Origin of the sequence: Flavobacterium aeripolare (assembly GCF_013294025.1) — a bacterium.
In the GTDB taxonomy this organism is placed as follows: domain Bacteria; phylum Bacteroidota; class Bacteroidia; order Flavobacteriales; family Flavobacteriaceae; genus Flavobacterium.
On record NZ_JABSNL010000001.1, the window covers coordinates 127,787 to 153,314 of the forward strand.

Annotated in this window: 26 protein-coding genes and 1 other RNA gene; 13 read left to right on the forward strand and 14 right to left on the reverse strand. The window is 34.3% G+C overall.

Going from position 1 to position 25,528, the window contains the following annotated elements; all coding sequences use genetic code 11:
- Positions 1-89 precede the first annotated feature (89 nt).
- Together HNQ00_RS00475 and HNQ00_RS00480 are read right to left on the reverse strand one after the other, a co-directional pair.
- A complete protein-coding gene (locus HNQ00_RS00475) occupies positions 90-644 on the reverse strand; it encodes a porin family protein (RefSeq protein WP_173836018.1) in 555 nt (184 codons plus the stop codon).
- Positions 645-731: 87 nt separating this feature from the next.
- On the reverse strand, positions 732-1,868 hold the full coding sequence (locus HNQ00_RS00480; protein ID WP_173836020.1) for a helix-turn-helix domain-containing protein: 1,137 nt from the start codon (positions 1,866-1,868) through the stop codon (positions 732-734).
- 205 nt (positions 1,869-2,073) lie between these two features.
- Here HNQ00_RS00480 and HNQ00_RS00485 point away from each other — a divergent pair, with 205 nt between their 5' ends.
- Positions 2,074-2,340 carry a winged helix-turn-helix transcriptional regulator gene (locus tag HNQ00_RS00485; RefSeq protein ID WP_173836022.1) on the forward strand — a complete coding sequence of 89 codons (267 nt, stop codon included), beginning with the start codon at positions 2,074-2,076 and terminating at the stop codon, positions 2,338-2,340.
- A gap of 23 nt (positions 2,341-2,363) precedes the next feature.
- Here HNQ00_RS00485 and HNQ00_RS00490 read toward each other — a convergent pair whose 3' ends face one another.
- The 4 genes from HNQ00_RS00490 to HNQ00_RS00505 all read right to left on the reverse strand — a co-directional run bounded on the left by HNQ00_RS00490 (position 2,364) and on the right by HNQ00_RS00505 (position 5,425).
- Positions 2,364-2,768 carry a hypothetical protein gene (locus tag HNQ00_RS00490; protein WP_217425231.1) on the reverse strand — a complete coding sequence of 135 codons (405 nt, stop codon included), beginning with the start codon at positions 2,766-2,768 and terminating at the stop codon, positions 2,364-2,366.
- Positions 2,769-3,046: 278 nt separating this feature from the next.
- On the reverse strand, positions 3,047-3,823 hold the full coding sequence (locus HNQ00_RS00495; RefSeq protein ID WP_173836024.1) for a hypothetical protein: 777 nt from the start codon (positions 3,821-3,823) through the stop codon (positions 3,047-3,049).
- A gap of 100 nt (positions 3,824-3,923) precedes the next feature.
- Positions 3,924-4,724: a hypothetical protein gene (locus tag HNQ00_RS00500; protein WP_254598404.1), complete on the reverse strand. Its 801-nt coding sequence runs from the start codon at positions 4,722-4,724 to the stop codon at positions 3,924-3,926.
- Positions 4,725-4,732: 8 nt separating this feature from the next.
- Positions 4,733-5,425 (reverse strand): hypothetical protein, encoded by a 693-nt coding sequence (locus HNQ00_RS00505; protein WP_173836026.1) that lies wholly within the window; start codon positions 5,423-5,425, stop codon positions 4,733-4,735.
- A 5-nt stretch (positions 5,426-5,430) separates the two neighbouring features.
- On the opposite strand from HNQ00_RS00505, the gene HNQ00_RS00510 reads away from it, so the two are divergent.
- Both HNQ00_RS00510 and HNQ00_RS00515 read left to right on the forward strand, forming a co-directional pair.
- Positions 5,431-5,934, forward strand: coding sequence for a winged helix-turn-helix transcriptional regulator (locus tag HNQ00_RS00510; protein WP_254598405.1), 504 nt, complete (start codon positions 5,431-5,433; stop codon positions 5,932-5,934).
- Between the two features lie 588 nt (positions 5,935-6,522).
- Positions 6,523-6,843, forward strand: a complete 321-nt coding sequence (locus tag HNQ00_RS00515) for an RteC domain-containing protein (RefSeq protein WP_173836030.1) — start codon at positions 6,523-6,525, stop codon at positions 6,841-6,843.
- A gap of 27 nt (positions 6,844-6,870) precedes the next feature.
- Here the strand turns inward: HNQ00_RS00515 and HNQ00_RS00520 are convergent, their stop codons facing one another.
- From HNQ00_RS00520 to mnmE, 3 genes are all read right to left on the reverse strand, one after another.
- On the reverse strand, positions 6,871-7,869 hold the full coding sequence (locus tag HNQ00_RS00520; protein WP_254598406.1) for a tyrosine-type recombinase/integrase: 999 nt from the start codon (positions 7,867-7,869) through the stop codon (positions 6,871-6,873).
- Positions 7,866-8,429, reverse strand: coding sequence for a helix-turn-helix domain-containing protein (locus HNQ00_RS00525; protein WP_254598407.1), 564 nt, complete (start codon positions 8,427-8,429; stop codon positions 7,866-7,868). Before HNQ00_RS00525 ends, HNQ00_RS00520 begins: the two co-directional genes overlap by 4 nt.
- Positions 8,430-8,672: 243 nt before the next feature.
- The gene (gene mnmE / locus HNQ00_RS00530) at positions 8,673-10,073 is read right to left on the reverse strand and encodes a tRNA uridine-5-carboxymethylaminomethyl(34) synthesis GTPase MnmE (protein WP_173836034.1); all 1,401 of its coding nucleotides are present in this window, start codon (positions 10,071-10,073) and stop codon (positions 8,673-8,675) included.
- Between the two features lie 290 nt (positions 10,074-10,363).
- On the opposite strand from mnmE, the gene HNQ00_RS00535 reads away from it, so the two are divergent.
- Both HNQ00_RS00535 and HNQ00_RS00540 read left to right on the forward strand, forming a co-directional pair.
- Complete coding sequence (locus tag HNQ00_RS00535; RefSeq protein WP_173836036.1) at positions 10,364-11,197, forward strand: universal stress protein; 834 nt, start codon at positions 10,364-10,366, stop codon at positions 11,195-11,197.
- A gap of 203 nt (positions 11,198-11,400) precedes the next feature.
- Positions 11,401-13,173 carry a MutS-related protein gene (locus tag HNQ00_RS00540; RefSeq protein ID WP_173836038.1) on the forward strand — a complete coding sequence of 591 codons (1,773 nt, stop codon included), beginning with the start codon at positions 11,401-11,403 and terminating at the stop codon, positions 13,171-13,173.
- A 24-nt stretch (positions 13,174-13,197) separates the two neighbouring features.
- Here the strand turns inward: HNQ00_RS00540 and HNQ00_RS00545 are convergent, their stop codons facing one another.
- Positions 13,198-13,539 (reverse strand): DNA polymerase III, encoded by a 342-nt coding sequence (locus HNQ00_RS00545; protein ID WP_173836040.1) that lies wholly within the window; start codon positions 13,537-13,539, stop codon positions 13,198-13,200.
- 22 nt (positions 13,540-13,561) lie between these two features.
- Here HNQ00_RS00545 and HNQ00_RS00550 point away from each other — a divergent pair, with 22 nt between their 5' ends.
- Positions 13,562-13,735, forward strand: a complete 174-nt coding sequence (locus HNQ00_RS00550; protein WP_173836042.1) for a hypothetical protein — start codon at positions 13,562-13,564, stop codon at positions 13,733-13,735.
- 85 nt (positions 13,736-13,820) lie between these two features.
- Here HNQ00_RS00550 and dnaX read toward each other — a convergent pair whose 3' ends face one another.
- From dnaX to HNQ00_RS00565, 3 genes are all read right to left on the reverse strand, one after another.
- Positions 13,821-14,906, reverse strand: coding sequence for a DNA polymerase III subunit gamma/tau (dnaX, locus tag HNQ00_RS00555; protein ID WP_173836044.1), 1,086 nt, complete (start codon positions 14,904-14,906; stop codon positions 13,821-13,823).
- 190 nt (positions 14,907-15,096) lie between these two features.
- Positions 15,097-15,393, reverse strand: coding sequence for a hypothetical protein (locus tag HNQ00_RS00560; RefSeq protein WP_173836046.1), 297 nt, complete (start codon positions 15,391-15,393; stop codon positions 15,097-15,099).
- Between the two features lie 56 nt (positions 15,394-15,449).
- Positions 15,450-15,761 (reverse strand): SH3 domain-containing protein, encoded by a 312-nt coding sequence (locus HNQ00_RS00565; protein WP_173836048.1) that lies wholly within the window; start codon positions 15,759-15,761, stop codon positions 15,450-15,452.
- 119 nt (positions 15,762-15,880) lie between these two features.
- Between HNQ00_RS00565 and rnpB the strand changes: the two genes are divergently transcribed.
- The 3 genes from rnpB to HNQ00_RS00580 all read left to right on the forward strand — a co-directional run bounded on the left by rnpB (position 15,881) and on the right by HNQ00_RS00580 (position 17,932).
- Positions 15,881-16,215, forward strand: an RNA gene (gene rnpB / locus HNQ00_RS00570) — RNase P RNA component class A.
- 124 nt (positions 16,216-16,339) lie between these two features.
- Entirely contained in the window at positions 16,340-17,275 is a 936-nt protein-coding gene (locus tag HNQ00_RS00575; RefSeq protein ID WP_173836050.1) for a ketopantoate reductase family protein, read from the forward strand.
- A 117-nt stretch (positions 17,276-17,392) separates the two neighbouring features.
- On the forward strand, positions 17,393-17,932 hold the full coding sequence (locus HNQ00_RS00580) for a DUF3575 domain-containing protein (protein ID WP_173836052.1): 540 nt from the start codon (positions 17,393-17,395) through the stop codon (positions 17,930-17,932).
- A gap of 79 nt (positions 17,933-18,011) precedes the next feature.
- On the opposite strand, the gene HNQ00_RS00585 is transcribed toward HNQ00_RS00580, so the two are convergent.
- On the reverse strand, positions 18,012-19,556 hold the full coding sequence (locus tag HNQ00_RS00585) for a hypothetical protein (protein ID WP_173836054.1): 1,545 nt from the start codon (positions 19,554-19,556) through the stop codon (positions 18,012-18,014).
- 154 nt (positions 19,557-19,710) lie between these two features.
- Between HNQ00_RS00585 and HNQ00_RS00590 the strand changes: the two genes are divergently transcribed.
- The 4 genes from HNQ00_RS00590 (at position 19,711) to ilvB (ending at position 25,518) form a co-directional block, all read left to right on the forward strand.
- Positions 19,711-20,874: a 2-isopropylmalate synthase gene (locus tag HNQ00_RS00590; protein WP_173836056.1), complete on the forward strand. Its 1,164-nt coding sequence runs from the start codon at positions 19,711-19,713 to the stop codon at positions 20,872-20,874.
- 66 nt (positions 20,875-20,940) lie between these two features.
- On the forward strand, positions 20,941-22,065 hold the full coding sequence (gene leuB / locus HNQ00_RS00595; RefSeq protein ID WP_173836058.1) for a 3-isopropylmalate dehydrogenase: 1,125 nt from the start codon (positions 20,941-20,943) through the stop codon (positions 22,063-22,065).
- A gap of 41 nt (positions 22,066-22,106) precedes the next feature.
- Positions 22,107-23,780, forward strand: a complete 1,674-nt coding sequence (gene ilvD / locus HNQ00_RS00600) for a dihydroxy-acid dehydratase (protein ID WP_173836060.1) — start codon at positions 22,107-22,109, stop codon at positions 23,778-23,780.
- A 40-nt stretch (positions 23,781-23,820) separates the two neighbouring features.
- The gene (gene ilvB / locus HNQ00_RS00605; protein WP_173836062.1) at positions 23,821-25,518 is read left to right on the forward strand and encodes a biosynthetic-type acetolactate synthase large subunit; all 1,698 of its coding nucleotides are present in this window, start codon (positions 23,821-23,823) and stop codon (positions 25,516-25,518) included.
- Positions 25,519-25,528: the final 10 nt, after the last annotated feature.

Consider the following 25,528-nt stretch of genomic DNA (forward strand, 5'->3'; position numbering starts at 1 on the left):
ACATCTTTTTTCAGGATAATATTCATCATGAAACTATTGTTGAATTTTAACTCATAGTTCAGGATGTGAATTATTAAGATTATTGCAATTTAGAAAAAGAAATAACCAACAGATAATTGCAGTACTCCGTTTGTGTTTTTATTTGAAGTATTGTCTACTTTATTGATGTTAGATACTCCCATATTGTATCTTGCACCAAAATTAAGACCATTGTCTAGTTTATAACCTAGACCAAAATTAATGCCAAAATCAACAGACTTAAACGAACCTTTTACATTAGTACTTTCGTTTTTAGCAGACAACAAATAGCCTATTTGCGGTCCAGCTTCCACACTGAATCCTTTTGTTACATAATATTTCCCCATCAAAGGAACATTTAAATAGCCTAAAGCAACTGTATTATCATTGAAGCTATATCCCTGGCCAGAATATAACAACTCAGGTTGGAATGAAAATTTATCGGAAATCGGAATTTCTGATAAAACACCAAAATTGAACGATGTTACAGCATCAAAATTTTTGGTGTTATCTCCGCTGATATTTGCAAAGTTTAAACCTCCTTTAATACCAAAATTGATTTTTTGTGCATTAACATTTGTAAATCCTAAAACTGTAAGAACAGCTAGTGTCAAAATTTTTTTCATAAAATGTGATTTGAATTATTTTAAGCAAAATTGAAGCAAATGGAATAGCTAAAGGTCTCAAAAGCTTAAAAGTGTATAAATTGGTACTTATTTATTGGCGTTTTTATATTCATTTGGTGTTTGACTAGTGATTTTTTTAAAGGAATTGTAAAAAGTTGTCTTTGATGTAAAACCAGATTCCAATCCAATTGTCAACAAATTATAATTTTCATATTCAGAATTTGAGATCATTTCTTTGACCGCTTCAATCCGATAGTTATTGATGTAATTGGCAAAGTTATCACCTGTTATGCTATTTATAATTTGGGAAAGATAACCTGGACTAATACCTAGTTTTTCAGCAACTTTCTCTCGGTTTAATGTGCTGTCTGTGTAAATATGTTGCTCTTTGCAAAGTGATTCTAGTTTTTGATAATAAATATTGTCTGCAGTAATTGATTCTTTCTGTTCTTCGGGTCTATTATTTTTTATGATTGGAAGTTCGTGATCAGAAAGCGTTAAATCGGTATTTAAAAAAGTAGTAACAGCATCTTTGTTTTTGGCCAATTTGTATTTGTAAATACCTATATAAGCTATCCAGTGAATTAAAAATGTAGCCACCAAGGCCAATGTACTCATGGAGTAAGAAATGTCATAGTTAAGAAGTAAACCGACTAGTGCAGCACTTAGCCATGCAAATAGTAGTAATGAAGCGATGGTTAATAAGGTAAATATCCAATTTTTTTCTTGTGAATCTTTTAAATATTTTATCTTGGAAAAAGAATAAATCGAAAGAAATGGGATGAATGTAACAGCTAATAAAAGATGAATTAGACTAAAAATTTGGAATACAAATATTCCTGTTTTAGAAAAAGTAACCGCTTCTACAATATGATCAAGACTGTATATTAAGGCAAGGGTTGCGGATAATGCAAACGGAATATAATACAAATAACTTCGTTGTTTAACTTTTGAGGATTTATCTATGCGATTGATTACAAACAAAAATAGGAAAACAGGTATCAAAAAAACCCACTCGATGTCGTCAATAAATTGCAGAATAGGGTAGGAGGCGAATACGTGTTGAATTTCACTAACATGTTTCAGTAATTCTATTGACAGCGTAAATAGCAAATAGGCTAAATATTTATTTGAGTTACTATTGAATAGTGAAGACTTTATTATAATAAATCCTAAAACAATTCCCTGAAAAATCGCAATATTTAAAAGTGCTATGTAGATCAATATTTCTAATATAAAAGTTTGATATAGATTTATTTTTTGGTCAGTAATAATTTATTTGTTTTTAAACAAGGATAAATTAATCTGAATTGATAAGGCGAATTTATAGTAATACGGATGGTTTTTTTAATAGCTTAAGAAATGATTAACTAAAAAGAGGGGATATGGTTAAACAACTATTAAGGGTGCTAGACCGAATAACTCGGTTGTGGTCTGGAGTTTAGATGGCGGCATTATTGTCACGTTGTACAAAGATATACTAGTAGACCAAGGTGGTCAGATAAGTGGTCAAATGATTACGGATAGACAAAGAGAAGTTTTTAATTTGATACTTGAAAACAATAAAATAACTAGAAAAGAATTAGCAGAACAGCTTGGGATTGCAGAATCAGCAATTCAGAAACATTTAAAAGCATTAACAAACGCAAAAGTTATAAGTAGAGTTGGAACTAGAAATGGTTATTGGAAACTGTAATAAAAATTATTTTTTTATGTTCTCTAGTAAGCTACTTTCGCTTTATTTTCCAACTTAGGTTCTACAATAGGGTACAAGTTGTAGGTGGGATAAATTTCAGTTTTGAAAGCCTTCCAAGCGGTTCTTTCAATGGCTAGATTTACTGCGGCTAATTTGGAGGCAGGAAGTTCCAAGACCACCATTTGCCCAATCCCCATAACCACATACCAGTTTACTACTGAAACTCCTTCGGGTGGAAAATTTTTATAAAAACCTTGATCGGTTCTAATCTTTTCGATTTCATTCAAATTCATGCTTTGATCGTGTTTAAGAAAAATGGTTAACAACAACTTGTCATCGGGTTTTGGAGTAGGAACAGTTTCTTTATTTGATTGTGAATAACCAAGGATTTGGACTAAAAAGAGCCCGATTACTAATGCGTATTTCATGTTTTAAATTATTTGGTTGTTGATTATTGCATTTTTTTAGGGGTTAGAGGGACAATTTAAAGTGATTTAGCTTTAATTGATTAATACTTTTTTAAATACAATTTTTTATTCTGCATTATAACGAATAGTTAGTACTATAAAAGCTTAATTTTCTCTAATTAACTTCTTCCTTTTTAATTATACCAGCACTTTTAAATTCCGCACTTGTAATAAAATATCCAATACACTTTTTGATCAACCCGCGAGCTACATACACGCTACTTTGTAAAATATTTTTATCATTTTCTTTCTTTAGAAAAATTCTCTCCTTCACCAACTAAAGTTAAGCTTGTATTTTCTCTTCCTCTTCCAATTTTCAATGTTTTAATAGTTCCATTATCGAAATCTAGGGTTACTGATTTTTCAATTAATTTAAATTTTCCTTCAATTTTTTTTCCATCTCCCTCATCGAATATAAATGTGCCATTATCGAAAAAGCTCACTTTTCTTACTGCACTATGTGGTGTAAACCAATTTCCAATTAAATTGCTTTTCGAGTAAGACTTCAGATCATAATCTTTTTCGACAGTCAAATTTATCATTTTAGAATATTCCTGTTGTTTCCCGTTATTAATCAACTTTAGAAAAATGCCCGTTGCTTCTGCAGTTTCTCCCACAAATTTATTTTCTATTATATAACTCCAGTTGTCACTTTTAAATATATAATGGTATCCTCCACTTGTACCTTGTTTTTCAACTTTTCCGTCGTAAAGGACAAGGGTTGGCTTGGTAGCGATTGATTTTGGTTTATCCCACGAACTGTATCTTAAATCTCCATTTTTGAGATTGTCGATTTTAATGATGAACTTATCATTTTCGCAGTAGATAATAGTATTCTCTACTTCTGAATTGAGTTTTAGCATTTGTTCTTCTACGCTGATCTCTTTTGTTTTCGAATCGAGCTTATTCTCTTTTTGAGTTAATTCGGTTTCTGTTCGAGTACTATTATTTTCGTTCTCAGAATTTTTACAAGAAAAGAAGCTAATTAGTATGGCTAAACTTATAAAATATCTCATAGTATAATTTATTTTGTGTTGTTAATTTGATAAATGCTTATATAACGCTTTGTGTTTTAATCTAAATTGATATTATTTTTATACAATATTGATGCCCTTTTTATTTCAGTTCCTCTATTTTCTTTTCAGTAATAAGCGGTTTGCCGTTTAACGCCTGTACTAATGTTGATACTGCAAGAAGTCCATATATAATTGAAACAACTATTGTTGCTTTGGTGTTTTTAAAAATATAAAAGGAAAGTAGTGGAAGTAGCTGTAAAGCATGCATGCCTATAAAGTGAGAAACTCTCAAATCGCCCACCGTTTTGCTCCAACCAATCAACCACATATTTGAATTATCATTGATAGCACCGACACTGTGATTCATGCGCGACCCCATTAAACCTCCTTCGAACGAAAAAACCACAAAAATTAAAATTCCTAAACGAATGGACCAAACATAATAGGATGGTAATTTGGGAAAAGACTGTGTAAAAAACAGCAATCCAATATAAGCAGTATACAAGGTAACTACTGCGGCTACTAAACCCATAAGTGAGTACAGCAGCGAATAGGTTGGTGTGCTAATATTGTAATGCGATAATTGCCCTTTTGATGCTTGAAAAATAATATACAGCAGTTCAAGACCAAACAATACAATGACTGTCCAGTTAAAAGGAGTAGTATTGAAATCAGATAGATAATGGCAGTACCAAGCCATAGTACACGAGTACAATCCCAATGAGACTGCAAATTTGAAAGGTTTGAACCAAGCATTTACTCCGTGAATTTGTGTTGCTGTTGTTTTAGTTAATACAATACAAATTACTGAAAGTAGTAAACAGAACAAACCAAAGTAAAATAAGGCGTCGTTACGCACTTTTAATTCTTTTATAAAACCTATAAATCCTTCTAGCATCATGTAGTTATTTAGGCAATTTTGAATCTCGGTACAAAATAATTCAAACAATAAAGCATTGCAGCATATGTCAAAATTAAGGTTGGCATATTGGTATTAAAACCCAAATTCAATTCTGGAATACCCAATAATTCTCTAAAGGAGTGTGTTGCGATCAGTAACATAAAAATTAGTCCATAGCCAAAAACAGCAATAATCGCTATTTTGTTGGAAGTAGTACGTGTAACGCCTTTTTTCGTTTCTTCAGTAAAGAAATACCAGAGTGCAACAGCGCTAAAAAGGGCTTCTATCAAAATCGCAATGTATGGAGAAGCGGCGTACAAACCAAGACCCATCTCAGTAGTGCCTGCGCCAAATACATGATGCATATGACCAGAGAAGAAATCCAAAACAAAATGAATTCCGATTAGAAACATACTAACTATTCCTATTTGGGTACTTTTGAATATTAATTTCCCGATGATGAAAACGATAGCCAACCAAAACAATAGTGGTACCAAATCGTGACTATACAACATGTCAACCGCCATATTGCTTAATGTGGCATCAAAGGCATCACTTGGTGTTGTGGTTTCTAATCCCAGATAATGAAAGGTAAACCAGAGTAAATCCTGCAATTGTGATAGGATTAAAAAATATAATAAAGCTCCTTTTGGATACTTTTGCTTCGCTATTAATGCTGTTGTGAAATGTCCTGCTAACATATTTGTTGTTTAAATTTTGTATTTTTGCTATCGAATCGAAAGCAAAAGTAACAGTTACTATCGAATCAATAGTAATAATTCTAAAAAAAATGGAAAAAGAATTTCGTTCAGGCTGTCCAGTCTCGGCTACGCTTGATGTTGTAGGCGATAAATGGTCTTTGTTAATCATCAGAGATATGCTCGTTAAACACAAAAAGACGTTCAAAGAAATATCAGATTCTGATGAGAAAATTGCACCGAGTATTTTATCTGCCCGACTAAAATTATTAGAAACCTATAAGCTAATATTCAAAATAAAACTTCCTGAGAATAAGAAGGAGAACATTTATTTGTTGACCCCCAAAGGTATTAGTTTAACGCCGATTATTGTCGAATTCAGTTTGTGGGGAACTGATAATATGCGCGAGTTCACTACCATTGATGATATCGACGGACTAAATTTAGACAAGTCGGATATTATAAAATCAGTGCAGGATGGTTATAGTGCTATGGTGACTACTCATCTTTAAAAGTATATATATTGTTTTTAAATATTACGAAAATCCAGTGAATTAGTTAAAGTAGCCTATTAGACTTTCTATACATTTCTTAATTACACACACTGAATATTTTTCAAGAATTAGCTATAGTCCCCGAGATTACGGGGCGCTATATCTTTCTAATTTTGAAGAAAAAATAAAAAGGATTGCGCTACTATAGAAGCTAAGAGACTTTGTTTCTATAAGCACTTTTTTTATTACTGTTATTCATCTTTATAGCTACTATCTCCTATTAAAATTTATAATCCAGCTGGAACGAGAAGCATTAGACTACAAAAATAAATCAATTATTCGGGCCAAATTCCTTAATAAATAATTTGCAGTTGTTGGTGTTGATTTACAGTAATTTACTAGAAAATTTATGTTTATATAAAATATATGTGAACTTACCTTTAATACTACTTAACTATTTGGTAAGACTTCTGAAGGAGGTGTTACCTGTAAGTTGTTTTTAAGTTAAATTTTAAATTGTTCTGTAGTTGTACGTTTTTTACTATCTAATTTAGATTTACTTAAATCATTTGTTATCAAATAGTTATGATTTTAATTTAACTAATCATGAAAAATACATTAAAAAACATACTTTCTGATGTAGGAGAATATGAGCGGGGAGTAAATGAAAAAAGTGGTAATCTTATAGACGAGTCTTGTGTACTAACTAATTATTTGTGTAATTTATTAGGTCAACTAAAAATTCAAGTTGGGAGTGATGGTTTTAAAGATGAGGCCGAAGAAATAATTTTCTTTAAAATTATCAAGCCGCAATTACTAGGAAAATTAATTTATTACAATAAAGTATTTAGGATTGAAACGTCCTGTCCTGTATATAATGGAAAAATGTACGAGGCCTATTTCATTAATGAATTAGAAGAACTCTAGCAAGATTTTAATGAGCATATTCGTAATTCAGATTTTTATAGATATTACCGGTCTGGTAGGACTGATAAGGATAACGAATATCATACGATCAAAATCCCATTTTTTTAAATTTAAAAAGACTCTTCCAGGTTCCATTCTTCGTTCACCTAAGAATTCAAGCGCTTCCTCAGAAATAGGCAGTGTGACAGGTCTATCAGTTTTCTGCTGTTTAAATCTTATATAATACCCTTCCTGTTTGCTGTATTGTACTTCTTCCCATGTCAGTTTTGATATATCAGAATAACGCATACCTGTGAGCAGAGAAAAAAGACTAACACGTTTGACTATTTCTTTTTCACAAGGCGTATTAAATAACTTTACTGCTTCTTCCATGGTTAGAAAATTCCTTTGAGACTCTTGTTCTTTTATACCTTCAACTGCAGCATTAACATCAGTTTGCAGTAATCCTTTTTTGTAAGCTTTTCGTAAGGTCGCCTTGATCTTATTAAAATAAGATAAGGCAGTGTTTTGAGCCAGAAACTGGTTTTTCTTTTTGAGGCATTTTGCCTTCAAGAGGTATGCTCTAAAGTCCTCAATAATTGTCACGTCAATGTCCTGCATTAATATGTCCTGCATTAATATGTCCTCATTTTTTAAAAACATTTCAAAGTGAATAATTGCGTACTTCCAAATATCTGCAGTATTACCAGTCCGGCTTTCTGCCGTATGCTTTAGATAATGTAGAAATGATTTTTTACCAACCTCCTTGAGATGAATGCGCTCGAGCTCAAATGGAGTGTAAATCTGCTCCTTATTTACTTCATTAAACCTGTTGCCACGAATGATCTCAGCCTTGTATGAATTCTCAGAATTTAAAGCTTTTTCAATAGCATTTTTTGGTCTTGCCACCAAAAATAAACTTAAATACTCCCTACGGTAAAGTTTATTAGTCTTAGGATTGTATACTGGAGGGAAAAAATCAAGATATAGTGTAATCTTACCACTTGGCAGTATCCTCTTTCTTAGCCTAACATTTATATTTTTCATCTTCCCACAGTATTAAAAATTATATCAATATCCTGTTTGGCAACACAGGTGAATTTTCCAACAGAATATTTCACTAAACCCTGCCGTTGAATCAATAGATAGAGCGCTCCTGAAGAAATATTATACTTCTGTTGAATTTCCGTTATAGTGTAGCAATTGTCAAAGCCAGGAAATTGCTGTCCAGTTTTCAAGGTTACATCCTGTACAGGAATTGCAAAAAAAGCTTCAAGATCGCACCTGCGGATAACAGTTCGTTTGCCAAACTTTGCAATGTCCAGCTGTCCATTATTAACTAACCTGTAGAGCGTGCTTCTACTGATTCCAAAAAGAATGGTTGCCTGAGTAATTTTTAAAAACTCAAGTGGCTTTATTTTTTCCAAATCTGTGTTTAAAAGCTGAACAATCTCCGTATTACTTTTTTCTACTTTTCCTTTGCGTACTAGTGATTTATAACCACGGCTATTGCAAATGGGTGAACGATACCGTGTGCGCGTTGTTTTGGCTGTGAACTGTTTTTTGCAGTGCTCACAAATTCTGATAACCTCAATGTTAGAACTCATAATATGACTCGTTTTGTGTCCCATTGTGTCTATATGTGTCTCTATGTGTCTCTATGTGTCATAATTTCGCCAAAAAAAAATTCAATCATGAAAATTAATTTTGTGGTACAATAATGGTACAAAAAGGAGCAAACTATCTGTAAATAAAGCTTAAATAAACAGAAAGAAGAATCCCAGTTAAAATGCCGTTTTATGACATTTTAACTGGGATTCTTTGTTTTATTTTATGATGTTTTGTAAAATCTATTTCCCAATACAAAAGTTAGCAAAAATATTCCCTAGCAACTCATCATTAGTAACTTGACCGGTAATCATCCCAAAATGGTACAAAGCTTCACGAATATCTAGAGCCATTAGGTCGCTTGATAAGTTAGTTTCTAATCCGTATTTCACTTTAGTTACTTCGTCTAATGCTTTTAGTAACGAGTCATAATGTCTTGTATTTGTTACAATTGTTTCATTGTTACGTAGTGCTCCAGTATTTACAAATGATAGCAATTCGTTTTTAAGTTCTTCAATACCTATGTTTTGTTTAGCGGAAATTTTTAAAAGTTTCAGGTTTAAAGTTTCAAGTTTTTGGCTGATGCGTTTCAATTCAGATTCGTCTAACAAATCCATTTTATTGATCACAACCAGAATTGGTTTTTGAGGGTGTTTGTTTTTTACTTTTTCAATTTCGACAATGTAGTCCAAACTTGAAACCTGAAACTTTAAACCATCAAACAAAAAAATGACTACTTGCGCTTGCTCGATTTTTTCGAATGTTTTTTTGATTCCAATGCTTTCTACAACGTCTACTGTTTCTCTGATTCCAGCAGTGTCAATAAACCTAAAACCAATTCCGCCAATCGTTAATTCATCTTCAATTGTGTCACGGGTAGTACCAGCAATCTCTGAAACTATAGCACGCTCTTCGTTTAAAAGCGCATTTAATAAAGTAGATTTCCCTACGTTTGGTTCGCCTACAATGGCTACTGGGATTCCGTTTTTGATAACGTTTCCTACGGCAAAAGAGTCGATCAAACGCTTTAAAACAAACTCGATTCTGTTTAATAATTCGTGGAACTGTGTTCTATCAGCAAATTCTACATCTTCTTCAGCAAAATCTAATTCTAGTTCGATTAGCGAAGCAAAATTTAATAATTCCTCACGCAATTTGGCTATTTCATTAGAGAAACCACCACGCATTTGTTGCATCGCAATTTGGTGTGAGGCTTCGTTATCTGACGAAATTAAATCGGCAACGGCTTCTGCTTGCGAGAGATCTAATTTTCCGTTCAAGAAAGCGCGCAAAGTGAATTCGCCTGGATCAGCCATACGACAGCCATTACGCAATAAGAGTTGGATAATTTGTTGCTGGATGTAAGTAGATCCATGGCATGAAATTTCGATTGTATTTTCTCCAGTATATGAATTTGGCCCTTTAAAAATAGAAACTAATACTTCGTCAAGAGTTTTAGTCCCATCAACGATATGGCCTAAATGTAGGGTATGCGTCTTTTGAGTTAATAAATTCTTGTCTTTTATAGATTTGAAAACCGAATTACCAATGGTAATGGCTTCTTGTCCTGAGATTCTTATGATTGCGATAGCTCCAGCTCCTGATGGTGTTGCTAGTGCTACTATGGCGTCGTTGTTTAGCATGTTTTTGTGTATTGGTTGCAAAGGTACTAAAACAAATCGCGTAGTAATAATGAATTTTCTTGATTATCGCTGCACTCGGGTGAGGGATAGCAGCAGGTCGCCATAGCGGCGCGTATAGCCCGACAGCAATTGTGTAAAAGGGCAATGATCGCATGCGAGATTGCCCTTTTACAGGAGTGGTGGCACCCCCAAAATTCTCTTAAAATAGTTATAAAGAACTGATGTTTATCATATTATTGATGTAACTTTAATTGTAATTTTGATCTAATAACTCTTAAACGCTAAACAAGATGAAACGTATACTTTTTCCAACGGATTTTTCAGATACTGCTAATAATGCTTTTATTCACGCGCTTGAATTTGCAAAGGCGGTGCAAGGAGAGTTGATTTTACTGCATACTTTTGAGTTGCCGGTGATTGACAACCAGTTTTTTCCGCAAAATTACATGGTAATGTATGAGTCATTAGAGTTGGCACAATTTGAGATGTTTAAGGATGAGATTCCTAAACTGCGTGCTACTGCTGAGAAATTAAATCTTGGGTCGGTGCCTATGTCACATCGTTTAATGGATGGTAGTTTGCTTTATAACATTGAGAAAGCGATTAAGGAGGATAAAATTAATTATGTGGTAATGGGTACAGAGGGTGCGACTGGTTGGGCGTCATTTTTACTTGGTAGCAATACGGCAAACGTGCTGGACGAAATCGACATTCCTATCTTGAGCGTGCCTAGCAAAGCGGTGTATAAAAAGGTAAATAAAATAGGTTTTACAACTAGGTTTAGACCTAAAGATAAGAAAGCCTTGAAGAAAGTTGTAAAGCTTGCAAAGTTGTATGACGCATCAGTAAAGTGCTTGTATGTTAAAACAGCGCAGTCAGATGTAGCTACTACTGTTATCGAAGAGTGGAAAGCTGATTTTAAGGAGGATGCTGTGACTTTTAATGTGGTGCTTAACGACGATGTTGAAGGTACAATTCTGGATTTTATTTTATATAAAGATATTGACGTTTTAACGATGCTGTCTTACAAGCGAGGATTTTTTGAGGGAATTGTAAATCCTAGTTTGACTAAGAAGCTGACTAAAAATTTTGAAATCCCAATTTTATCATTCCCAATCGATTAAGCTTTTTTATTAATAGGTGTAATCTGTTCATTTATAGTATCTTGTAGTGATTTATTTTAACGTATTGATTAACGCTATGCAAAGCAACTGTTCTTGTGTGTCAAGTTATGGTTGCTTTTTTTTATGCTTTAGAAACGATTTAAGATTTTATTACATGTGTTATTTGTCACGGAATATTATATTTGTGTAACATAAATTAAACCATGAATATATACCAATCAAACAAGGAGCAATTTGCTAAAGAATTACTCTCTATTAATAAAAAATATACCACTATAAGTTTTCTTAGATTATTAAGTATCGTCGTTTTTATTGGTGCTTTATATCTTCATTTACAGCAAACGGAAACAATTTATATTGCACTAGAAATACTTTCTTTTGCCACTTTTATCCTTTTAATGCGCTACCATGCTAAACTTTCGATAAAAAGAAAGCTTACGGAGGCTTTAATCGAAATCAACGAAAACGAAAATCAATATCTTGAATCTGGTAGCTTGCATTTTGCTAACGGTGCTGTGTTTAATGATTTTCAACATCCTTATGCTTACGATTTGGATATTTTTGGAGATCATTCTTTATTCCAGAATATCAATCGTACGGCAACGTATGTGGGTAAAAAAACCTTAGCAAACCAGTTGTTGAGTGTATTACCAAACGAACAAATATTAGAAAATCAAGAGGCTATAGCGGAGTTAAGCGCTAAAATTGATTGGCGTCAAGAGTTTTTTGCTTACGCCAAAGTGACAAAGGATAATAAGTTGAGTTATGAGGCGCTACTTGCTTGGAGTAAATTCCCTAGCACTTCACTGCCTAAATGGACTGACATTGTTTCTTATGTGATGCCAGTATTATTTGTAGTGACATTATCGGCTTATTTTATTACTGCTAACAGTGTTTTTTTAACCTATTTAACATACATCTTTTTAATTAACCTAGCCATTCTAGGAACGTTCTTAAAGCGCATTCAAATCGAAATCGCAAATGCAGAGGATATTGATAAGGTAATTAGTCAGTATGCTTCTTTGATTGAGCAAATTGAAAAAGAGGAATTTAAGTCTAAAAAACTGATTGCCTTACAAGAAAAGTTGCGCTATAAGGACCGTACTGCGAGCGTGCATTTACACAAGCTTTCTTCTTTATTTTCGAATATGGATACCATAGGAAACTTGGTTGCAGCATCATTATTTAATGGTTCGTTCCTTTTTAATCTACATGTTTTAAAGCGATTGCTAGCTTGGAAAGAAGAGCATGCAAGTGTTTTAGAATTGTGGCTTGAAGTGATTGGGGAGTTTGAAATGCTAAATAGTCTAGGGAATCTTTCTTACAATAATCCTTCTTTTGTTGTTCCAAATTTGAATAGCGAAGCCAAAATAGATTTTAAAAATTTAAGCCATCCTTTGCTTAATTCAAAAAGCAGGGTAGGGAATGATGCCTCATTTCATCCGCAGAGTTTCATGATCTTGACGGGCTCTAACATGTCGGGGAAAAGTACTTTTTTAAGAAGTTTAGGAATTAATATGGTACTGTCAGGAATAGGATCTGTAGTTTGCGCTAGCGAAGCTAACGTGCATCCTTTACCTATTTTAGTATCGATGCGTTTGTCTGATTCGTTATCTGATAGCGAATCGTACTTTTTTGCCGAAATCAAGCGACTTAAGTTGATTATGGATGCGCTAGAAGGACAGCCTGCATTTGTGTTACTTGACGAAATATTGCGAGGTACCAACTCTGATGATAAGCGCAACGGAACAATTGAAGTGGTGAAGAAAGTGATTGCTAAAAAAGCTATTGGAGCTATTGCGACTCATGATATTGAGGTGTGCTTAACTACGCATGAGTTTCCTGACACGCTAACAAATAAATGTTTTGAGGTCGAAATAGTGAATAATGATTTACATTTTGATTACAAACTTCGTGACGGGATTTGTAAAAATAAAAGTGCTACCTTCTTGATGAAAAAGATTGGTGTGATCTAATAGTAAGATGCAGGCAATAAAATATTAAGTAATATCTAATCCAAATGTTGTTCTCAATAGATCAATATTTGGATTTATTTCATGTAAACGGTTGTAGCGATCTTGGTCATTAAAGCTTCTTTTACTTTCAAAACTTTCATTCACAATTACTTCAATAGTAATATCGTGGTTGTGTAAATGACCACGTAAATGTCCTATTAAACCATTTTTCTGGCTTTCAAAATCTAGTTTCGAACCTTCATTTGGTAATTCGATACTAATCATTGTTCCTTTTAAAACAGGATCATTGATTAATAGTAACGACTCCATAATTTTGAATCCCTTAGCGCCTAATTTCTTAGCATAATTTGTCCACTGGATTTTCATTTCGGTATCAGTAAACGCTTCTGTGGGTAGGTTTTCTGTAGGTTTTACAAAATTCTTGCTGCTTTCTTCTAGTGCTTTTTTAGCTTTGATACTTCCTAATGAAAATGCCGAAACTTTTGGTCCGCTAAACGCTTCTTCCTTTTTAATAACAGGAGGAGGAGGGGCAGGGGTGGCCGTGGGAGCGGTAGCAACTTGAGTTACTTCAGGGGTAGGTGTAGGAGTTGTTTTGCTTACTTCGGCAATGGAATAATCGGGTTGCTTTCTAAAATAGGTAGGCGGAATTATAAAGGACTCAGCTTTTTTTTTTCTCCATCATAATTGATAGAGGCAAGTTGCATTAAGCAAAGCTCAACGAGTAAGCGCTGGTTTTGACTTAATTTGTATTTTAAATCACAGTCATTTGCAATTTCGATACCTTTTAATAAAAATTCTGTACTGCATTTTTGCGCTTGTACGCCATACATTTTTTGGGCTTGCTCACCTACTTCAAGTAATGTTAAGGTTGCAGGCGTTTTACTCACTAATAAATCTCTAAAATGCGAAGCTAAACCAGATACAAAATGATGTGCATCAAAACCTTTGGCTAGGATGTCATTAAAAGCCATCAATAAATCTGGAATTTTATTTTCTAATAGTAATTCGGTAATGTTGATGTAGGTTTCGTAATCAAGTACATTTAAATTCTCAGTTACTGCTTGTCGCGTTAGATTAGTACCACAATAAGAAACTACTCTATCAAATATTGATAAAGCATCACGCATGGCACCATCAGCTTTTTGAGCGATAATGTGTAAAGCATCATCTTCAAACTGCACTCCTTGACTTGTAGCTACTTCTGCAAGATGCTCCTTAGCGTCTTTTACAGTGATTCGCTTAAAATCAAAAATCTGACAACGAGATAAAATAGTGGGGATGATTTTGTGTTTTTCGGTCGTAGCCAAAATAAAAATCGCATGTTTAGGCGGTTCTTCTAGTGTTTTTAAAAACGCGTTAAAAGCTGCCGAAGACAACATGTGCACCTCATCAATAATATACACTTTGTATTTACCGGTTTGTGGCGGGATACGAACTTGGTCAATTAGACTTCTAATATCATCAACAGAGTTGTTTGAAGCAGCATCTAATTCGAAAACATTAAAAGCAAAATCCTCATTAGGATCATCATAACCAGGTTGGTTTATTTTACGGGCAAGAATACGAGCACAGGTAGTTTTACCTACACCACGCGGACCTGTAAATAATAAAGCCGAAGCCAAATGATTACTCTCTATAGCATTCAATAACGTATTAGTGATAGCTTTTTGCCCCACAACATCGTTAAATGTTTGCGGACGGTATTTGCGTGCTGATACTATAAATTGTTCCATAGAGTTTTATTCGAAAGCAAATATAGGCAATGCGATTAGATTTTGAAAACCTAAATTTAGATAATTATCAACTAAAAGAGACTGCTTGAAATATACCAATTAGCTTCAACTAGATAAGTCATTGCAGGCCAATAAATAACCGATTGTTACAAGGGTCACTGATTTGTTCTCATTTCAAGCAGTCTACATTTTATTCTCTTTGCCTAATTTGAATGTCAATAAGTGCCCTCAGTGCATCTGTAATTGCGTTAGGAGTAAACCCTGAAACAAAGACTCCCTTTTGACCATTTTTAGGCTCGATTCCGTAAACGATCGCTTGATCGTCAGGGTTAGTAAATCCTTCATAGCGATAGACATGAACAATATTTATATCAAGCACATTTTGCACGATAAAGTCTTCATCTAAGTTGTAATCACGATCAAATCCCAATAATTTTAACTCTTCTAGCGCTTTTGATACAGAGGCATAGTGGTACTTAGTTTTCATAGCTGTGGCTGTTAATGGTTAGTATTTGTAGCCAATAAAGTCACTTAAATAGCAATCTAAATGGCTCTTTTTCTTCCGTCTTTTGTACTTAGATTAATTAATATTTGTCCCGCTTCACTAATCGAGTTAGCAGCAAAACCTGTTACAAAAACCCCCTTGCGACCTGTTGAACACTTGATACCGTAAACTGTTGCCTCATCTCCAGGATCAGTTTCACCTTCGTATCTGTACACATGCTCAATTTCGTATTTCTGTGGATTTTTTACAATATCTTGTTCGTTAACATTAAAATCATAAGTAAATCCTTTTTCATGCAAATCGTCTAATGCTTTTGAAACTGTGGCATAGTGGTACATTTTAATTTTCATAAATAGTATATTAGAGGTTATAGCTTAAAGGTAAGTATTTTATAACGAAGTGCTTATAAAAGTGTTGTTAAAGTAAGTAGTAGTTTGTAGTAAAGGTGTAATAAATAATGTAGATTTGCGCAACAGACCGCCTTATCGCTGTTTTGTTCCCAGTAACTATTGGGACGAGAGAGAGGAAAGTCCGGACACCATAGGGAAGCATAGCGGGTAACACCCGTCAGTTCTAATTTATTAGGGCTAGGACAAGTGCAACAGAAAGTATGTACAGGTAATGCTGTAGTGAAACCAGGTAAACTCTATGCGGTGAAATATCAAGTATATCAGCATTTAAGGGTTTCTCGCTCGTTGTTGAAGGGTAGATAGCTTGAGTCTCAAAGTAATTTGAGATCTAGATAAATGATAAGGGTCTCGATTTATCGAGATACAGAATCCGGCTTATAGGTCTGTTTTTTTTTACTAATTTAATGCAATCTGATTTTGAAATCAAATACGAACCATTAAAAAGATAGGTAATAGTAAATACTTTAATTTACGTGACTTATTTTCTTGATGGTTTTTTATTATCTAAAAAACAAAGTATGAAGACAAGAATAGGTATTTTAGGAATGGGTGGAGTAGGTGGTTATTTTGGAGGCCTTTTGGCGAAAGCCTACCACAATTCAGAAACAGTTGAAATTGTATTTATAGCTAGAGGAAACACACTAGACACGATAGCAACATCTGGCTTGAAATTAATTACAGATGAAGGTGAAACAATTGTTTATCCAGCAGTTGTTGCTAGCGACGCAGAACAAATAGGGAAATTAGATTACTTAATTTGTGCTACAAAAACATACGATATTGAAAGCAGTCTAGAAACTCTTAGAAAAAGCATTACTAAAAATACCGTTATTCTACCTTTATATAATGGTGTTGATGCTCCAGAGCGAATTCGAACATTATATCCAGATAACGAAGTGTTGTTGGGTTGTGTTTACATTGTAGCTATGATCGAAAGTCCCGCTGTGATTAAAAAAGTAGGGCCTATAGAGAAATTGTTTTTTGGATCTGATTCAGCAGCTATTTCTAAATTAAAAAGTTTGCAGGCTATTTTCGAAAAAGCAGCTATAGAAAGTACGTTATTAGAAAACATAGAAGCAAAAGTATGGGAGAAGTTCATCTTTATTTCGAGTTTAGCTTCTGCTACTTCTTATCTAGATGAGAATATAGGTGAAATAATAGCATCTAATTCTAGTAGAGCACTATTTGTAAATTTACTGCAAGAAATAACAATGCTAGCTGCAGTAAAAGGACTTGATTTACCAGGGGATATTACCATGAAAACCATCAATCAATTAGAGAAAATGCCACATAGTGCAACCTCTTCAATGCATAGAGATGTGCAGGCGGGACGTAATTTTGAACTGGCTTCCCTTACAGAGTTTGTTGTAAATGAAGGAATAAAATACGAAGTTGACATGCCTAATTACGAAAAAGTATTTAATAAATTAAAAATGCAGCTTCCTGCAAACTAGTTATTTATTCTTTTTATTCTGGTTATTTTTCTTAATAATATTGTTAATTTATTAGGATTTTTATAGTACGTTTGTTAATAGTAAATTTAGCTGTAACGTAATCCAGGATTGGTAAAAATGAAAAATAAAATATGTCTGTTATTAAGCTTAGCTGCAATAGGTAGTTTGCAAGCTCAAGAAATTCCATCAGTGGTTAAAAACCAATTTATGGTTAATGTCTTAGTACCTGGCTTTGTCTACGAGCATGGTTTTGATACAAAAAACACCTTATATTCTGAGGTAAGTGTTGGTGTGGGCTATAGAAGTAATGATTTTTCTGGAGAAAGATGGGATTTCTATCCTGTAATCAATGAGCAATTTCGTCATTATTACAACTTAGAAAAAAGAGCTAAGAAAGGTAAAGTAACAAGCCATAATTCTGGTGGTTACTATGCTTTAACAGGAAGTTACGTTTTTCAATCGATCGCTACTAAAAATGACTACTACAGTAAAACAATTCCTTCTCTCACAGTTGGTCCAGTTTGGGGATTTGAACGCACCTATAGCCGTAAATTTAACTTGGGTTTAAATCTAGGTTTGGGCGTCAACATAGATAAATACGATACAGAAGTTGTTCCTATACTTAACTTTTCGCTAGGATGGGTTTTGGGTAAATAAAAAGAAAACTATAAGAGCGATAGTAGGATATAGAAGTGTAAAAAGCCCGTCTGGATTTCATTCTAGACGGGCTTTTACTTTATCTATTAGTTGCTTGTGCTTTCTCATGCATGATATCAGCAATTTTTCTATTTTCGATTTTGCTTTCGAGCCACGAAATTATATCTAAGTATAAAAAGGCTCTTTTTTCATAGGTGTTTTTCTCTAACTCAATAAAGCGAGCACGCATTTTCACAAATTCTTTCTTAATGTCAGCAGGGTATAGCGAGTTTAAGTTCTTTAAAAAACGAATAATCTCCTTTTGTACTTCATGTAAATCATTCATTTTTATTAAAAACTTATAAGTGCTTTTAAGTTGGGATTCAAGATTAAAATCTTTCCCCATTTCGTAATGAACTATTAAATAAAGTAGCCTTGCAAAACACATTAAATCCTCGCGCATGCTTAGGTTCTTATTGTTTATAATCTTCTCTAAATAAAAGATTGATTCTGCGTGTTTTTCGGTACCAAAATAGATACATGCAATTTTATAATAAAATAACATCTCATGATGCTCGTCTAAATGCTCACTGTGTAATTTTATTTTATGTAAGATTTCTGGAATCAGGTATTCACTTTCGCTAAAAGTACCCTCTAGAATATGGTAATTTAATTTGTTGTTATATAGGTATAAAAATGACAGTGAAGCAATGTTATCATTAGCAGGAAACTTACTGTCATTGATGGTTTCTTCTAGCTTAAAAAGGTATTTCTTAAAATTAGATTTGTACTTAAGCATGAATAATGACTCTAGTAAATAGTGATTCCCTTTTAGAAAAAACACTGGATTTAGATAGATCATGTTGGGATTATCATAGAATAAAGTTACCCATTTATACGCATATTTATAACTAGCTAAAAAGTCTTGAACTAAGAAGCTGTGCCATAAATTCACATTGTAAAACCAATATTTTTCTCGAAAGCCAAACTTACTTTCATCAAATTTTGCAATATGCTTTGTGAAATATTCATCGATATACTGAAACTCCTCATCTGTTTTAACGTATCCTGTTTTAAGCATGATACCGTACAATTGCAGCGACAAGTTAGATAGTTTACTCGAAATAGTGTTGCGATAATTCAACTCTTTTGCTTGCACAACAAGTTCGTCAGCGCGTCCTTGAATACTGCGTGTAATGTACTGCGATTCGATTAGTTTTTCGAACTCCACAATTTCAAAAGCCATGTATTTCTCATCATTCTCTAAAGCTTGAATTTTGGTTTTATCTAGCACCTTCAAACTTTGCTTATAGAGTCCTTTATTATATAAGATGCTGGCAAAATCGATTTGCTCTCTTAATTGGTATCGAATGTTCTGACTAGGGATGTTCAAACGAATGCTTACTAAAATTTGCTTGTATAAATACGATTTCAAATTTGATAACTGCACTTTCTTAATCGCACCACTTTTTAAAATTATTTTCTCGTCATAAGTCTCTGACTTATCTAAAATATTAAACAATTCAATGAACTTCGTATTCGAACTCGTTTCTAATCGGCTGGCAAATATCTTGAATTGTCGCTTTTCTGACTTAGAAAGGGATTTAATTAATACAAATAAAAAATCTTTTTGATGGTTAGCCATTGTAAAATAGTAAAGCTTAAATTGTTGTAAATCAATAACTTGTGTCTTTATAATTTGCTTTATAAGCAGTATATTTGCTAGTATTTGGTTTTAATATGAGTGAATCAAATCTAACTTTGTTATTGAAATGTGAAATTACATTAAATAAATGAATATGAATAGAGAGAAAGTTCAAATTTTTGACACCACTTTAAGAGACGGAGAGCAAGTTCCAGGATGTAAATTAGATACCAAACAAAAGCTAGTGATTGCAAATCGACTGGATGAGATGGGTGTTGACATCATCGAAGCTGGTTTTCCTGTATCGAGTCCTGGTGATTTTTTATCTGTTTCTGAGATTAGTAAAATTGTAAAGAATGCAACTGTTTGTGGTTTAACAAGAGCAGTAAAGAATGATATAGATGTTGCTGCAGATGCTTTGAAGTATGCTAAGCGCCCAAGAATTCACACGGGTATAGGAACATCAGAATCACACATAGTACATAAATTAAATACCACTCGTGAAGATGTAATTGCAAGAGCAAAAGCAGCTGTAGCGCATGCAAAATCATATGTTGAAGATGTAGAATTTTACGCTGAAGACGCTGGTAGAACAGATAATGAGTTCCTTGCTCGAGTCTGTGAGGAAGTGATTAAATCAGGAGCAACAGTTTTAAATATTCCAGACACTACAGGATATTGCTTACCAGAAGAATATGGAGCAAAAATTAAATATCTAAGAGAGAATGTAAAAGGAATTGAAAACGTAATCTTGTCTTGCCACTGTCATAACGATCTTGGAATGGCAACGGCTAATTCGATTTCGGGAGCAATCAACGGAGCAAGACAAATAGAATGTACAATAAATGGAATAGGAGAGCGAGCAGGGAACACGGCACTTGAAGAAGTGGTAATGATTTTCAAGCAACATCCTTATTTAAACCTTTATACTGATATCAATACGAGACAGTTGAATGAAATGAGTCGTTTAGTTTCTGAAAGTATGGGGATGGTTGTACAGCCTAATAAGGCTATTGTAGGTGCTAATGCCTTTGCACACAGCTCAGGAATACATCAAGATGGTGTTATTAAAAACAGAGCGACATATGAAATCATGGACCCGCTAGAAGTGGGTGTTAATGAATCTTCAATCGTTTTGACCGCTAGAAGCGGAAGAGCTGCACTAGCGTACAGAGCAAAAAAAGTAGGCTATGAATTAACAAAGGTACAATTAGATATTGTTTACCAAGAGTTTTTGAGATTTGCCGATATTAAAAAAGAAGTCATCGATGAAGATATTCATCAAATTATAGAAGCTTGTAAAAGCGTAACCGTATAACTGTTTGCATTAGATCGAATAACACAACTAATTATTTTTTCTAATTGATTATTAATAGCGAGAGATATGAATTTAAAGATAGCAGTTTTATCAGGAGATGGAATAGGTCCTGAAGTAGTTTTACAAGCAAAAAAAGCATTGCATGCGATTAGCGTAATGTTTGAGCACGAGTTTATTTTTGAGGATGCCTTAATTGGTGCTGTCGCTATTGATAAATCAGGTGTAGCATTGCCTGAGCAAACATTAAATCTATGTTTGAATACAGATGCTGTTTTACTAGGTGCGGTAGGGAACGGAGATCCTAATTATGATAATCATCCTGATGCACAAAAACGTCCTTCTCAAGCAGTGTTAAAATTGCGAAAAGAGTTGGGGCTTTTTGCCAATAAAAGACCTATTAGAACGTATGCTACCTTAATGCATTCTTCTCCTTTGCGAAAAGAGATTGTTGAAGGAACCGACTTTATCATCTTTAGAGAGTTAAGCAGCGGAATTTATTTTAGTGATAAAAAATTAAGCGAAGACAAAACAAAAGCTTCTGATGTGTGTGAGTACACAGAAGAAGAGATTACAAGAATTTCACATTTGGCTTTCCAGTCAGCCCAAAAGCGAAGCAACAAAGTCACTATGGTCGATAAGGCTAATGTGCTTGAAACTTCTCGCTTATGGCGAAATGTAGTTCAAAAAGTGGCGTATGATTATCCAGATGTAGAATTGAATTTTCTATTTGTAGATACTGCCGCAATGCAATTGGTTCTTAATCCAAAACAATTTGATGTTATCCTAACCGAAAATCTTTTTGGAGATATACTTTCAGATGAAGCAAGTGCCATCACGGGATCTATGGGGTTATTGGCTTCGGCGTCTTTTGGAACAACAAAAGCATTATTCGAACCTATTCATAAATCGTTTCCTCAGGCAAAAGGGAAAAATATTGCAAATCCTATCGCTTCAATTGTATCTGCAGCCATGTTGTTAGAACATTTTGGCTTGACCGAAGAGGCGCAACTCGTTCATGAAGCTATAGAAAAAGCAATTGAATATAATGTGGTGACCATGGATTTGAATCCGGGAACTACTTTTGGAACTAATGAAGTAGGGGAGTTTGTGTCCAACTTCATTTTGAATAAAGATGATTTAATGTACTTTAACAATGATAATGTTCACATAGGGCAATCAACTATTGTTTAAATCAAGTAAAAGAAATTAAAAATACAGTTATAAAATAGATAATGGAATTAAATAAATATAGTAAAACCATCACCCAAGACGAAACGCAACCAGCAGCACAAGCAATGCTATACGGAATAGGATTAACAGAAGAAGATCTTAAAAAAGCACAAGTTGGGATAGTAAGTATGGGTTACGAAGGGAATACGTGTAACATGCACTTAAACGACCTTGCCAAAGACATTAAAAAAGGAGTGTGGAAAGAAGATCTAGTAGGTCTTATTTTTAATACTGTAGGAGTAAGTGACGGGATTTCAAATGGTACTGATGGTATGCGTTTTTCACTAGTATCGAGAGACGTAATCGCTGATTCTATCGAAACAGTTATGGGAGCACAATGGTATGACGGATTAATTGCTGTTCCTGGTTGTGACAAGAATATGCCAGGATCTGTAATTGCAATGGGTCGCGTAAATCGTCCATCAATTATGGTTTATGGAGGAACAATTCATTCTGGAAAATGGAAAGGAGAATCTTTGAATATTGTTTCTGCTTTTGAAGCTTTAGGGAAAAAATTTAGTAATACAATTGAACCCGAAGATTTTAAAGGTGTTATAAAAAATGCTTGCCCTGGTGCTGGAGCTTGTGGTGGAATGTACACGGCTAACACCATGTCATCAGCGATTGAAGCCTTAGGAATGAGTTTACCATATAGCTCTTCTAATCCGGCTTTAAGCCAAGAGAAAAAACAAGAATGTATTGATGCTGGTAAAGCAATTAGAATATTGTTAGAAAAAGATATCAAACCTCGAGACATAATGACTCGTGAAGCATTTGAAAATGCGATTACGATGGTGGCGGTTTTAGGTGGTTCTACAAATGCGGTTATGCACTTAATTGCAATGGCGCATTCTGTTGATATCGAAATCACATTAAAAGATTTCCAAGACATTAGTGATAAAACGCCATTACTAGCTGATTTAAAACCTAGTGGTAAATACTTAATGGAGGATTTACATGAAGTAGGTGGGGTTCCAGGAGTAATGAAATACTTATTGAAAGAAGGACTTCTACATGGAAATTGCTTGACTGTAACCGGAAAGACATTAGCTGAAAACTTGGCTGCTGTTCCTGACTTAAATGACGGACAAGAAGTAATTCACGAAATCCAAAAGGCACTAAAAGCAACAGGAAATATCCAAATCCTTTACGGTAATCTTGCCGAAGAAGGATGCGTAGCAAAAATTAGCGGTAATGAAGGAGAATATTTTGAAGGAGATGCTATCGTTTTTGAAAATGAACATGATGTAATAAAAGGCGTTCGTGCCGGAGAGGTAAAACCAGGTAATGTAGTCGTCATTAGGTACTGTGGACCTAAAGGTGGGCCAGGAATGCCTGAAATGCTTAAACCAACATCAGCGATTATGGGTGCAGGTTTAGGAAAAAGTGTCGCTTTGATTACTGATGGTAGATTCTCTGGTGGTTCACATGGCTTTGTTGTAGGTCACGTAACGCCCGAAGCTTTTGATGGAGGTGGAATTGCACTGGTAGAAAATGGTGACATTATCACTATTGATGCAATCAAAAACACTATTAATTTAAAAATTTCTGACGATGAGTTTGCTGCAAGAAAAGCAAAATGGGTACAACCCGAATCGAGTATCAAAAAAGGAGTTTTACTAAAATACATTCGCTCAGTATCAAGCGCATCCACTGGATGTGTAACTGACAAATAAAGCAAAGAGCATTAGTCTCAGCGCGAATAAATTATATCCGATGGAAACAAATAAAATATCAGGCGCAGAAGCCGTTATTAGATGTCTATTAGCAGAAGGAGTAGATTTGGTTTACGGCTACCCAGGTGGAGCGATCATGCCGGTTTATGACGAATTATATAAGTTTAAAGATGAACTGCATCATGTACTAGTGCGCCATGAACAAGGTGCAACGCATGCTGCACAAGGATTTGCTAGAGCAACAGGTAAAGTGGGTGTGGCAATCGCAACTTCGGGACCTGGAGCAACTAATTTAGTTACCGGTATTGCAGATGCACAAATTGACTCAACGCCTATGGTGTGTATCACGGGACAAGTGGGTAAACATTTGCTAGGGTCTGATGCTTTTCAAGAAACGGACATTATTGGCATTTCGACTCCAGTGACTAAGTGGAATTACCAAATCACAGAAGCATCTGAGATACCAGAGATTATGGCAAAAGCTTTCTACATTGCTAGATCAGGTCGTCCAGGTCCAGTATTAGTAGATATTACTAAAAATGCTCAGTTCGACATGCTGGATTTTTCATATGAAAAATGTACTAAAATTAGAAGTTATGTTGCTGTGCCTAGATTAAAAATAGATAAGGTAAAAGCCGCGGCCACTTTAATTAACAATGCTAAAAAACCATTAATCGTTTTTGGACAAGGAATTATTCTTGGAAAGGCCGAGGAATTGTTTAAACAGTTCGTCGAAAAGACTGGAATTCCTGCTGCTTGGACAATTTTAGGTTTGTCTGCTTTGCCTACAGATCACCCTTTAAATGTTGGGATGTTAGGGATGCACGGAAATTATGCGCCTAATATCATGACTAATGAGTGCGATGTTTTAATTGCTTTAGGTATGCGTTTTGACGACCGTGTTACAGGAAATTTAGAAACCTATGCTAAGCAAGCAAAAGTGATTCACTTTGATATTGATCCTGCTGAAATAGACAAAAACGTAAAAACAGATGTAGCTGTTTTAGGCGATGTGAGAGAAGCTCTTGAAGCAATTCTACCTTTAATAGCTAGTAAATCACATGACGACTGGCATAATAAATTCAAGGAATTATACAAAATTGAGTGTAAGAAAGTAATTGATGAAGAGTTAGCACCTACAAATGGCAAAGGAATTTCTATGGGTGAGACGATAGAAATGATCAATAAACATTCAAATGGAGATGCCATTATGGTTTCTGATGTGGGGCAACACCAGATGTTTACTTGCCGTTATTCTAAGTTTAATCATTCTAAGAGTAATGTTACTTCGGGAGGTTTAGGAACCATGGGGTTTGCACTACCTGCAGCGATAGGAGCTAAGATGGGAATGCCAGAAAGAGAAGTTGTTGCCATCATAGGTGATGGTGGGTTCCAGATGACAATTCAAGAACTAGGAACTATTTTTCAAACAAAAGTACCCGTAAAAATTGTAGTGCTAAACAACGAGTTTTTAGGAATGGTGCGCCAGTGGCAGCAGTTATTTTTTGATAGAAGATATGCTTCTACTGAAATGACCAATCCTAATTTTGTAGCTATTGCACAGGGGTATTATATCAAAGCTAAAAAAGTAACTAAAAGAGAAGATCTTGATGCTGCTGTTGCAGAGATGATGGCTTCAAAAGAGTCTTACTTTCTTGAGGTAATGGTAGAAAAAGAAAATAATGTATTCCCAATGATACCTACAGGTGCATCAGTTTCAGACATTCGTTTGTCTTAAAATAGTTAAA